At 67.5% G+C, this 11,162-nt stretch carries 9 protein-coding genes and 1 pseudogene; 1 reads left to right on the forward strand and 9 read right to left on the reverse strand.

The features are described from left to right. Nucleotides 1–113: 113 nt before the first annotated feature. Nucleotides 114–1,070 (reverse strand): M23 family metallopeptidase, encoded by a 957-nt coding sequence (locus Q0P60_RS04490; RefSeq protein ID WP_294988835.1) that lies wholly within the window; start codon nt 1,068–1,070, stop codon nt 114–116. A 12-nt stretch (nt 1,071–1,082) separates the two neighbouring features. Between Q0P60_RS04490 and Q0P60_RS04495 the strand changes: the two genes are divergently transcribed. Beyond that, complete coding sequence (locus tag Q0P60_RS04495) at nt 1,083–1,532, forward strand: DUF721 domain-containing protein (RefSeq protein ID WP_032956682.1); 450 nt, start codon at nt 1,083–1,085, stop codon at nt 1,530–1,532. Nucleotides 1,533–1,814: 282 nt separating this feature from the next. Here Q0P60_RS04495 and lpxC read toward each other — a convergent pair whose 3' ends face one another. The 8 genes and pseudogenes from lpxC to ftsW form a co-directional block, all read right to left on the reverse strand. Beyond that, nucleotides 1,815–2,726 carry a UDP-3-O-acyl-N-acetylglucosamine deacetylase gene (gene lpxC / locus Q0P60_RS04500; RefSeq protein WP_294988841.1) on the reverse strand — a complete coding sequence of 304 codons (912 nt, stop codon included), beginning with the start codon at nt 2,724–2,726 and terminating at the stop codon, nt 1,815–1,817. Nucleotides 2,727–2,931: 205 nt separating this feature from the next. After that, the gene (gene ftsZ / locus Q0P60_RS04505; RefSeq protein ID WP_294988844.1) at nt 2,932–4,173 is read right to left on the reverse strand and encodes a cell division protein FtsZ; all 1,242 of its coding nucleotides are present in this window, start codon (nt 4,171–4,173) and stop codon (nt 2,932–2,934) included. Nucleotides 4,174–4,343: 170 nt separating this feature from the next. Then, nucleotides 4,344–5,579 carry a cell division protein FtsA gene (ftsA, locus tag Q0P60_RS04510; protein WP_005408083.1) on the reverse strand — a complete coding sequence of 412 codons (1,236 nt, stop codon included), beginning with the start codon at nt 5,577–5,579 and terminating at the stop codon, nt 4,344–4,346. A gap of 71 nt (nt 5,580–5,650) precedes the next feature. Continuing rightward, nucleotides 5,651–6,325 (reverse strand): annotated as a pseudogene (locus Q0P60_RS04515) (cell division protein FtsQ/DivIB); the annotation flags it as partial. Beyond that, on the reverse strand, nt 6,322–7,284 hold the full coding sequence (locus Q0P60_RS04520; RefSeq protein ID WP_294988852.1) for a D-alanine--D-alanine ligase: 963 nt from the start codon (nt 7,282–7,284) through the stop codon (nt 6,322–6,324). The pseudogene Q0P60_RS04515 and the gene Q0P60_RS04520, both read right to left, overlap by 4 nt. Next, entirely contained in the window at nt 7,281–8,717 is a 1,437-nt protein-coding gene (gene murC, locus Q0P60_RS04525) for a UDP-N-acetylmuramate--L-alanine ligase (RefSeq protein ID WP_294988855.1), read from the reverse strand. The genes Q0P60_RS04520 and murC overlap by 4 nt, the downstream gene beginning before the upstream one ends. Before the next feature lie 40 nt (nt 8,718–8,757). Continuing rightward, nucleotides 8,758–9,846: an undecaprenyldiphospho-muramoylpentapeptide beta-N-acetylglucosaminyltransferase gene (murG, locus tag Q0P60_RS04530; protein ID WP_294988858.1), complete on the reverse strand. Its 1,089-nt coding sequence runs from the start codon at nt 9,844–9,846 to the stop codon at nt 8,758–8,760. Then, complete coding sequence (gene ftsW / locus Q0P60_RS04535) at nt 9,843–11,162, reverse strand: putative lipid II flippase FtsW (RefSeq protein ID WP_294988861.1); 1,320 nt, start codon at nt 11,160–11,162, stop codon at nt 9,843–9,845. The genes murG and ftsW overlap by 4 nt, the downstream gene beginning before the upstream one ends.

Here is an 11,162-nt window from a genome sequence, read left to right on the forward strand (position 1 = left end):
CTTCGGCGATGGGGTCAGAGCCCTTCCGCGCTGCGGAAGGGATCCGACCCCGTGCGGGATCGGGGTCGGATCCCATTCGCCATGGCGAATGGGCTCTGACCCCAGACCAGGGGTCAGCCGCGACTGATGCGGCCGACCGGCGTGTTGCCGCCGTCGCCGAGGAACTTGCGCGGGTTGACCACGTTGCCGTTCTCCCACACCTCGAAGTGCACGTGGGCACCGGTCGAGCGGCCAGTGGAGCCGGCCTTGGCCACTTCCTGGCCGGCACGGACCAGGTCACCGGCCTTCACCACCAGGCGCGAATTGTGCGCGTAGCGGGTGACATAGCCATTACCGTGGTCGACGTCGACGACATTGCCGTAGCCGCCCTTCACTCCGGCGAAGCTGACCACGCCCTCGGCCACCGCCATCACCGGGTCACCGACCTTGGCGTGGAAATCCATGCCCTTGTGGGTGGCGGCACCGCGGCCGAACGGGTCGGCACGGGTGCCGAAGCCGGAGGTCACGTAGCTGTTGCGGATCGGCATGCGCGAGGGCACGGCGTTCTGCTGCAGCTGGTGGTCGAACATCAGCGATTCCATCACCGACAACTGGCGGCCTGAAGCAGCGAAGCGCTGCTCCAGCACCTGTAAGTCGGCGTTGACGTCCTTGACCGGAATGTCGCTGGTCGGGCCGCCGGCGTCGCCGTCACCGAGACCGGGGGTCTCGTTGAAATCGAACTCGCCATCTTCCAGCTTGCCCATCTGGGTCAGCCGTTCGCCGAGGGCGTTGAGGCGGGTGGCCTGGGCCTGCAGCTCGCCGAGCCGGGCGGCCAGCGCGTTGACCTGGGTCTGCGCATCGCGCTTGACCTTGGCCAGCTCCGCATCCTGGCGCTCGACCTTGGCCTGCAGGCGCGAATCATTCAGCGCGCTGGCGCCAATGCCGCCGGCAAGGCCGATAATGCAGCCTACCCCGAGCACGCTGCCCAGCAGGGCGCGGGGGCGGTCCTCGAAATAGAACCGCAAACGCGCGATCGGCGACGCTTTGGCCTGTCCTTCACGCGTTTTGATTACGATCTTTTTGAATGCCATCAGTGAGTTTTCATGTCTGAGCCGAAATCCAGCGTTCGCCCCGCGTCAGTGCCGAAACCGGCGCTGGATGCGGTGATGGCGGACAAAAGCGGGAACCCGCTGCGGCGTGCCTTGTGGCTCGACGCGCTGGACCGTCAGTTGCGCCCCCAGTTACCGCCACCTCTGCGCAGCCGTTGCCGGCTGGCCAATGTGGACGGGGAACACCTCGTTTTTCTCGTCGAATCCCCGGTCTGGCATGCCAAGTTGCGGCTTGCCGAAGCCCAGTTGCTCGACGCGGCCCGTTCCATCGGGCTGAAGGCCACCAGGGTGACCATCAAGACTGCGTCCACCACTCCCTCACGCTCCCCAGCGATCGACAACCGGAATGGCCCCCACGCAGTTTCAGCCGCCACGCACAAAGGGCTACGCGACGCCTTGGCTTGCCTGCAGGACGTTCCTTCGAAGCCGAAGAAGCGGTCCTGACGACAACGGAGCATCCGGCTCCGCTCCCCGTCGCGCGTGTCACCACGGCGTGAAACATTTCGGGGGCCGGGTCGCATCCTAGCTGCCATCCGGGGGCCTGTCGTTAGATTGTTGTTAAAACTGCGTTAAATTCAGGCTTCCGGTCCAACAGGTTCACAAAACCGTGACCTCGGACCTTCGCGCAGGGGGGCCAGGCGCGCTGAATGCGTCACTGACACCAGAAACCGCAACGCCGCCCTGGAAGGCGGCGTTTTTTTCTTTTAATTCAATGGCCTGCAGGTATCAGGCGTAGGCCGGAGTGGCGTATTCGACCGGATCCGGGCTCGCCGGCGAGTCGAAGCTGACCCATTCCCAGGCGCTGGCGTCGGCCATCAGGGCCCGTACCAGCTTGTTGTTGAGTGCGTGGCCGGACTTGAAGCCCTCGTAGGCGCCCAGCACCTGGCCACCGGCCAGATAGAGGTCGCCGATCGCGTCGAGGATCTTGTGGCGCACGAATTCGTCGGCGTAGCGCAGGCCGTCTTCGTTGAGCACCCGGAACTCGTCCAGCACGATGGCATTGTCCATCGAACCGCCCAGGCCGAGATTGCGCTCGCGCATGTATTCCAGGTCGCGCATGAAGCCGAAGGTGCGCGCCCGGGAGATTTCCTTGGTGTAGGCCAGGGTCGAGAACTCGATTTCCTGGCGCGACTGCTTGGCCGGGATCATCGGGTGGTCGAACTGGATGGTGAAGCCCAGCTTGTAGCCCTCGTAGGGGGTGAAGCGGGCCACCTTGTCGCCCTCGGTCACTTCCACGGTCTTCAGCACGCGGATGAAGCGCTTGGGCGCATCCTGCTCCACGATGCCCGCCGACTGCAGCAGGAACACGAACGGGCCGGCCGAACCGTCCATGATCGGCAGCTCGGCCGAAGACAGTTCGACGATGATGTTGTCCACACCCAGGCCGGCCAGCGCCGACATCAGGTGTTCGACGGTCTGGATCTTGGCGTCATTGCAGGTCAGGCCGGTGCACAGGGTCACTTCGGTGACCAGTTCGGCCTTGGCCGGCACTTCCACCACCGGGTCCAGGTCCACACGGCGGAACACGATTCCATGATTGACCGGTGCCGGGCGCAGGGTCATGTAGACCTTGTCACCGCTGTGCAGGCCAACGCCGGTGGCGCGGATCGTGTTCTTGAGGGTGCGTTGCTGGATCATGGGGGATGGACCGGAAGTGACACATTAGATTAACACGCGCGCTCCCCTACCCCGGCTGAAACGCCAGTGAAGACGCCGGCAGGACGCACCGGCGCGCCGCAGGGACGCGCATGAAGCAGGGCAGCCGGGCCCATCCTGGCCCGGCGCCCGCGTTTTCAGGACATGGTGGCGCAACCCGGGGAGGACAAGCCCCGGGCAGCCCCGCTCAGTCCGCCTGGCGGCGCAGGAACGCCGGGATGTCCAGGTAGTCGTTCGGCAGTTCCGCCGCAGCCGGGGCCGAAGCCGCCGGGGCCGACGGCGCGGAGGCTGCCGCGGTGTCACTGCTGGCACGACGCAGGCCCATGCCCATGCCCATGCCACCCACCGCCTTCGACACGGCGTCGCCGCCGTTGTCGAACTCGCCGAACTCCGGCTGGCCGGTGGTGGCATTACGGACCAGCTTGATCGGGGCACGCTCGCCCGGACGCTGGGTCTTGCTGGCCGACACGCGGTTCAGGCCGGTGGCGACCACGGTCACGCGCACTTCGTCCTGCATGTCCGGATCCAGCACGGTACCGACCACCACGGTGGCATCTTCCGAAGCGAAGCCATCGATGGTGCGGCCGATCTCGTCGAACTCGGCCATGGTGAAGTCGGCGCCGGCGGTGATGTTGACCAGGATGCCGTTGGCACCGGCCAGGTTCACATCGTCCAGCAGCGGGTTCTGGATCGCGGCTTCGGCAGCGGCCTGGGCACGGTCATCGCCACGGGCGGTGCCGGTACCCATCATCGCCAGGCCCATTTCGGACATGACCGTGCGCACGTCGGCGAAGTCGACGTTGATCAGGCCCGGACGCACGATCAGGTCGGCGATGCCCTGCACGGCGCCCTGCAGCACGTCATTGGCGGCACGGAAGGCCTGGATCATGGTCGCGTTGCGACCCAGCACGGTGATCAGCTTCTCGTTCGGGATGGTGATCAGCGAGTCGCAGTGCTGGCTCAGTTCCTCGATGCCCTTCAGCGCCACCTGCATGCGGCGACGGCCTTCGAACGGGAACGGCTTGGTGACCACGGCCACGGTCAGGATGCCCATCTCCTTGGCCAGCTGCGCCACCACCGGCGCAGCGCCGGTACCGGTGCCGCCGCCCATGCCGGCGGTGATGAACACCATGTCCGCGCCCTGCAGGGCGTCCATGATGCGCTCGCGGTCTTCCAGCGCGGCCTGGCGGCCGACTTCCGGGTTGGCGCCTGCGCCCAGGCCCTTGGTCACGTTGGTACCCAGCTGCAGCTGCAGCTTGGCACCACAATTCTTGATGGCCTGCGAGTCGGTGTTGGCGGTGATGAACTCCACGCCGTCCACCGCCGAGTTGACCATGTGCGCCACGGCATTGCCGCCGCCGCCGCCCACGCCAACCACCTTGATCACCGCATTGGGTGCCATCTTTTCGATCAGTTCAAAATGCGCCATGTCCGTGTCCTCGTTGTATCCGCTTTGGCTGGCATGGGCATTCGGGCGTCCTGCCGTCCTGCTGCATGCCGACGTTGCGGCTGTGTGGGTTGTGTGTTGCCGGTGTTGCGTTGTGATGCGGGTACTGCAGGTGTTGCGCCCGGGCGCGGCCCGGGTCCAGCGGTGCCGCGTCAGAACTCGCCGCGGAACCAGGTCTTGAGTTTCTTGAACATGCTTCCAGCGCGCCCGGTCGGCAGCGACGGCCGCCGCGGGTGCTCGATCTGGCTGCCCATCAGCAGCAGGCCTACGCCGGTGGCGTGCACCGGGTTGCCGACCACTTCCCCAAGGCCGGTGACGTGCTGCGGGATGCCCACGCGCACCGGCATCTGCAGCATTTCCTCGGCCAGCTCGACCACGCCTTCCATCTTCGAGGCACCGCCGGTCAGCACCATGCCGGCGCGCACCAGCTCCTCGAAGCCGGAGCGGCGCAGTTCGGCCTGCACCATCTCGAAGATCTCCTCGTAACGACCCTGCACGGCCTGCGCCAGCGAATGACGCGGCATGCGGCGCGGCGGGCGGTCGCCCACCGACGGCACCTGGATGCTCTCCTCGGCGGTGGCCAGCTGGGCCAGGGCGCAGGCGTAGCGCACCTTGATCTGCTCGGCTTCCGGGGTCGGCGTGCGCAGCATGTGCGCAATGTCGTTGGTCACGTGGTCGCCGGCGATCGGCAGCGAGGCGGTGTGGCAGATCGCGCCCTGCACGAACACCGCGATGTCGGTGGTGCCGGCGCCCATGTCGACCAGCACCACGCCCAGCTCGCGCTCGTCGGCGGTCAGCACCGCTACGCTGGAGGCCAGCGAGGACAGCACCAGGTCGTCCACCTGCAGGCCGCAGCGCTGCACGCACTTGCTGATGTTGGCCGCCGCCGACTGCGCGCACACCACCAGGTGGGCATGCACTTCCAGGCGCACGCCGGTCATGCCGACCGGATTGCGGATGCCTTCCTGCGAATCGTCCAGCACGTACTCGCGCGGGATCGCATGCAGGATCTTCTGGTCGGCCGGGATCGCGACCGCCTTGGCCGCATCAAGCACCCGGTCCAGGTCGCCCCAGGTCACTTCGCCGTCGCGGATCGGCACGATGCCGGGCGAGTTCTTGCACTGCACGTGATTGCCTGAGATCGAGGCATACACCGAGCGGATCTCGCAGCCGGCCATTAGCTCGGCTTCTTCCACCGCACGCTGGATCGACTGCACCGTCGATTCGATGTCGACCACCACGCCACGCTTGAGCCCGCGCGATTCATGCGAGCCGATGCCGATCACTTCGATCGGATTGCCCGGCGAATACTCGCCCACCAGCGCCACCACCTTGGAGGTGCCGATGTCCAGGCCAACGATCAGCGATTTGTCACCCTTGCGATTCATGTCCTTTCCTGCGTGCTTCTGGCCGGGGTCGCCGGCGTTTTCGCCGGCGTGGCCGGGGTACCCCAGCTCAGCGTGAAACCATTGGTGTAACGGAGGTCGGCACGCTCGATCGGCGCGTCCTGACGGTTGAGCTGCGGCAGCACCTTGACGAAGCGCTGCATGCGCGAGCGCGCGTCGTCACGGCCGACCACGACTTCGGTGCCGTTGCTCAGCACCAGCGACCAGCTGCCGCGCGCATCCATCGTCACCCGGCGCACGTCCACGCCGGCCGGTGCGAACAATGCACGCGAGTCGCTGTACAGCTTCATCACTTCTTCGGTCTGGCTGTCCGGGCCATCCAGTTCCGGCAGCGCCAGGTCGGCCAGTTTCTTCGGCGTGGGGAACAGCTTGCCCTGCTCGGAGACCAGGCGATCGTTGCCCCAGCGCGCGAACGGCTTGTGCTCGACCAGGGTCACTTCCAGCACGTCAGGCCACTGCTTGCGCACCTGCGCGCTTTCCACCCACGGCAGCCTTTCCAGGGCGTCCTGCGCGTCCTGCAGCTTGACCGCGAAGAAACCGGAACGTGCATACGGCAGCAGTACCTGCTGCAGCTGTTCGGCCGGCACCCGCTTGAATTCGCCATGCACGCGCAGCTTCGCCAGCGGCCAGCGCTCGGCGCCAACCCAGCCATTGACCACGGCCACCACCGGTAGTGCAACCACCGACAGCGCCAACAGCCAGACGAAGATGCGCAGCACCGCGTTCATGCGTGCGAGGCCTCCAGGGTCTGTTCCAGCACGCGCCACACCAGTTCCTCGAAACCGATGCCGGCCTGCCGCGCCGCCTTGGGCACCAGCGAGTGACTGGTCATGCCCGGCGCGGTGTTCACTTCCAGCAGGAAGAAACGGCCGCTGGCGCGGTCGCGCATCACGTCTACCCGGCCCCAGCCACGGCAGCCGGCGGCGCGGAACGCGGCCAGCGCGATGCGGCGGATCTCGTCCTCGGCATCACCGTCCAGGCCCGGGCACAGGTACTGGGTGTCCTCGGCGATGTACTTGGCGTTGTAGTCGTACCACTGGCCCTTGGGCACGATCCGGATCGACGGCAGCGCGACGTCGCCGAGGATGGCCACGGTCAACTCGTCGCCGACCACCATCTGCTCCATCAGCAGCTGGCCGTCGTAGCGCGCGGCCAGGGCCACTGCTTCGTCCAGGCCGGCATCATCGGTCACCCGGCTGATGCCGACGCTGGAACCTTCGTTGGCAGGCTTGACCACCACCGGCAGGCCCAGTTCGGCGGCCAGCGCGTGGACCGTGGACGCATCCACCTTCCTGTACTGCGGAGTCGGCAGGTCCAGCGACAGCCACACCTGCTTGGTGCGGATCTTGTCCATGCTCAACGCCGAGCCCAGCACGTCCGAGCCGGTGTACGGCACGCCGAAGGCGTCCATCAGGCCCTGCACGATGCCGTCCTCACCACCACCGTTGTGGCCGTGCAGGATGTTGAACACGCGATCGATGCCGCCGGCGGCCAACGCCCTGGCCAGCGCCGGGATGCCGTCCACGGCGAACGCATCGACGCCGCGCGACTGCAGGGCCTCAAGCACGTTGCGCCCGGAATCCAGCGATACCTCGCGTTCGCTGGAGCTGCCGCCAAGCAGCACCGCGACGCGACCGAACTCGGCCGGGTCGGTCACGCGCAGCGGCGGGAAGGTCAGCGCGCTCACGCCTGGCCCTCCCCCTTGAAGCCTTCCACCGCGATATGGGTGGCCACCGCACCGATGTCGCCGGCGCCCATCATCAGCAGCAGGTCACCGTCCTGCAGCACATCCGGCAGCACGCTGGCCAGTTCCGCAGCCTTGCCCACCACCACCGGCTCGCTGCGGCCGCGCGCGCGGATGGCGCGGGCCAGCGCGTGCGAATCGGCGCCGGCGATCGGTTCCTCACCGGCCGGGTAGACCTCGCTCAGCACCAGCGCATCGACGCTGGACAGCACCGCGGCGAACTTGTCGAACTGGTCGCGGGTACGGCTGTAGCGATGCGGCTGGAACGCCACCACCAGGCGCTTGTCGGCCCAGCCGCCGCGGGCGGCGGCGAACACCGCTTCCAGCTCGCTCGGGTGATGGCCGTAGTCGTCGATGATGCGCACCTTGGCCCCGCTGGCGGTGGTCACTTCGCCAAGGTCGTTGAAGCGACGGCCGACACCGGCGAAACCTTCCAGCGCGCGCGCGATCGCGTCCGGCGCCACACCCAGCTGCCAGCCCACCGCCGCAGCGGCCAGCGCATTGAGCACGTTGTGCTTGCCCGGCAGCGCCAGCACCACTTCCTGGCTGGTGCCCTGCGGCAGGCGCAGCGTGAAGCGCATGCGCGAACCTTCCTGCACCACGTTCTCGGCGCGCACGTCTGCCTGCGGGCTCAGCCCGTAGCTCATCACGTGGCGCGGGGTCCTGGCGGCCAGGGCGGCCACTTCCGGGTCATCGATGCACAGCACGGCCAGGCCGTAGAACGGCAGGCGCTGCAGGAACTCGGCGAACGCCGCCTGCACGCGGGCGAAGTCGTTGCCGTAGTTTTCCAGGTGGTCGGCATCAATGTTGGTGATGATCGACATCAGCGGGTTCAGGCGCAGGAAGCTGCCATCGCTTTCATCGGCCTCGGCCACCAGCCACTGCCCACCGCCCAGCTTGGCATTGGCACCCGCTGCCAGCAGCTGGCCACCGATCACGAAGGTCGGGTCCAGGCCGCCTTCGCTCAGCACGGCGGCGGTCAGGCTGGTGGTGGTGGTCTTGCCATGCGTGCCGGCCACGGCGATGCCGCGGCGGAAACGCATCAGCTCGGCCAGCATGGCTGCACGCGGCATGATCGGGATGCGCTGGCTGCGCGCCTCCATCAGCTCCGGGTTGTCTTCGCGGATGGCACTGGAGACCACCACGCAGTCGGTACCCAGCACGTTGGCCGCCGAATGGCCGCGCATGATGCGCGCACCCAGGCTGGCCAGGCGGCGGGTCGCCACGTTGTCGGCGTTGTCCGAGCCGGACACTTCATAGCCCAGCGTCAGCATCACTTCGGCGATACCGCTCATGCCGGTGCCGCCGATGCCGACGAAATGCACGCGCGGGAACGCGCGCACCAGGTCGTTGGTGTCGTGCAGGCGACGGATCATGCGCGGCCTCGCGCAGGGCAGGCGCGGTGGCATGCCTTCTTCATACAGCTTCCTCAAGAATGATATCGGCGATGCGCTCGGCGGCATCGACCTTGGCCAGGGCACGCGCGGCTTGCGCCATCTGCATGCGGCGGGCGGGATTTTCGGACAGATCGCGCAGCAGTGCGGCAATGCCGTCGGCCAGCGTTCCGTCCTGCTTCAGCAAAACCGCCGCGCCGCGCTCGACCAGGTACTCCGCATTGCGGGTCTGGTGATCGTCGACGGCAGCGGGGAATGGCACCAGCACGCTGCCGACGCCGACCGCGCACAGCTCGGCCAGGGTCGATGCGCCGGCGCGGCACACCACCAGGTCAGCCCAGGCGAACGCCTCGGCCATGTCGGCGATGAACGGCGTGATCTCGGCCTGCACGCCGGCCTTGGCATACGCCTCGACCGCTTCGGCATGCATCTTTTCACCGCTCTGGTGGCGCACCTGCACCGGCACCGCAGCGCCCAGTGCAGCGATCGCCTGCGGCACCCCGGTGTTGAGCGCACGCGCGCCCTGGCTGCCACCCACCACCAGCACCCGCAGCGGGCCGTGACGGTCGGCGAAGCGCTGTTCCGGCGGGGCGATGGCAGCGATTTCCGCACGCACCGGGTTACCGACGAATTCCTCGCGCTTGGCGAAGGTGCCCGGGAAACCGGTCAGCAGCCGCCGCGCATAGCGCGACAGGATGCGGTTGGTCAGGCCCGGTGCACGGTTCTGCTCATGCACGATCAACGGCAGGCCATGCAGGCGCGTGGCCATGCCGCCCGGCCCGGAGGCGAAACCGCCGAAGGCCACCACCGCACGCGGCTGGCGCCTGCGGATGATCATGCCGGCGGCACGCAGCGCGCGCATCAGCCGCCACGGCGCCGCCAGCAGGGCCAGCTTGCCCTTGCCGCGCAGGCCGCTGATCGCCAGCGTGTCGATCGAGATGCCGTGCTGTGGCACCAGACGGGTCTCCATCGCGCCATCGGCCCCCATCCAGGTCACCGGCACGCCGCGCTCGCGCAGCACGCGGGCCACGGCCAGGCCGGGGAAGATATGGCCGCCGGTACCGCCGGCCAGGATCATCACCGGGCGTGCAGAGTCGTGGGCTGCGCTCATGACAGCCTCCCGAAGGTCGGTTCGACGCGCGACTGCAGGCGGCTGGTGCCACGCGCGGCGTTCGGCGCAGCGGCAGCCACCGGCTCGGCGCTCATCGGTACGCTGGCAGCCACCGGCGCAGCCGGCTCGTCCATCGGCTCGGCAGCGGCGTCTTCGGCGCCGCCGATACGCACGGCCTGGCGGCGCTCGGCGCGCTTGAGCTCATAGGAAACGCGCAACAGCAGGCCCATCGCCACGCAGGTCATCAGCACCGACGAACCGCCGGAGGAGATCAACGGCAGGGTCAGGCCCTTGGTCGGCAGGATGCCCAGGTTCACGCCGATCGAGACGAAGGTCTGCATGCTGATCCACAGGCCGATGCCGAAGGCGATGTAGCCGGAGAAGTGGCGCTTCATTTCCACGCAGCGCATGCCCAGCCAGAACGTACGGCCGACCAGCAGCGCATACAGCGCCACGATCACGCAGGTGCCGAGGAAACCGAATTCCTCGGCAGTGACCGAGAAGATGAAGTCGGTATGCGCTTCCGGCAGGTAGTACAGCTTCTGCACCGAGTTGCCCAGGCCGACGCCGGTCCACTCGCCACGGCCCACCGCCATCAGCGCGTTGGACAGCTGGTAACCGTCGCCCTGCTGGTCGGCCCACGGGTCCAGGAAGGAGGTGATGCGGCGCATGCGGTACGGCTCGATGATCGCCAGCGCGCTCATGCCGACCAGGCCGATGATCACCGGCATCGACATGCGCGGCATGTTGACCCCGCCGAGCACCAGCATGCCGGCGGTGATCGCCAGCAGCAGGGTCGAGGAACCGAAGTCCGGCTGCAGCAGCAGCAGCACCACCAGCGCACCGGCCACGCCCAGCGGCTTCAGCATCGCCGGCCAGGTCGCGTTGACCTCGTCGCGGAAGCGCACCAGGTAGCTGGACAGCCAGACGATGTAGAGCACCTTCACCGCTTCGACCGTCTGGAACTTGGAGATGCCCAGGTTGATCCAGCGGCGCGCACCGTTGACCGTGCTGCCCAGGCCTGGCGTGAACACCGCCAGCAGCAGCACGAAGCAGCCCAGCAGCAGCATCTGGTTGTACTGCTCGATGGACTTCAGCTCGGTGCGTGCGGCGATGACCGCCAACACGATACCGACCGCCAGGAAGATCAGGTGGCGGTTGAGGTAGTAGAACGGGCTGCTCATCAGTGCGATCGAGCTGGACGCCACCATCACCACGCCGACGCCGGTGAGCGCGATGATCGCGCCCAGCAGCCACTTGTCGTAGCTGCCTTCGATGGCTTCAAGGCGTGTTGCCTGGCGGGACAGGTCGTTCAT

The sequence above is a fragment of the uncultured Stenotrophomonas sp. genome (assembly GCF_945952405.1).
Taxonomy (GTDB): domain Bacteria; phylum Pseudomonadota; class Gammaproteobacteria; order Xanthomonadales; family Xanthomonadaceae; genus Stenotrophomonas.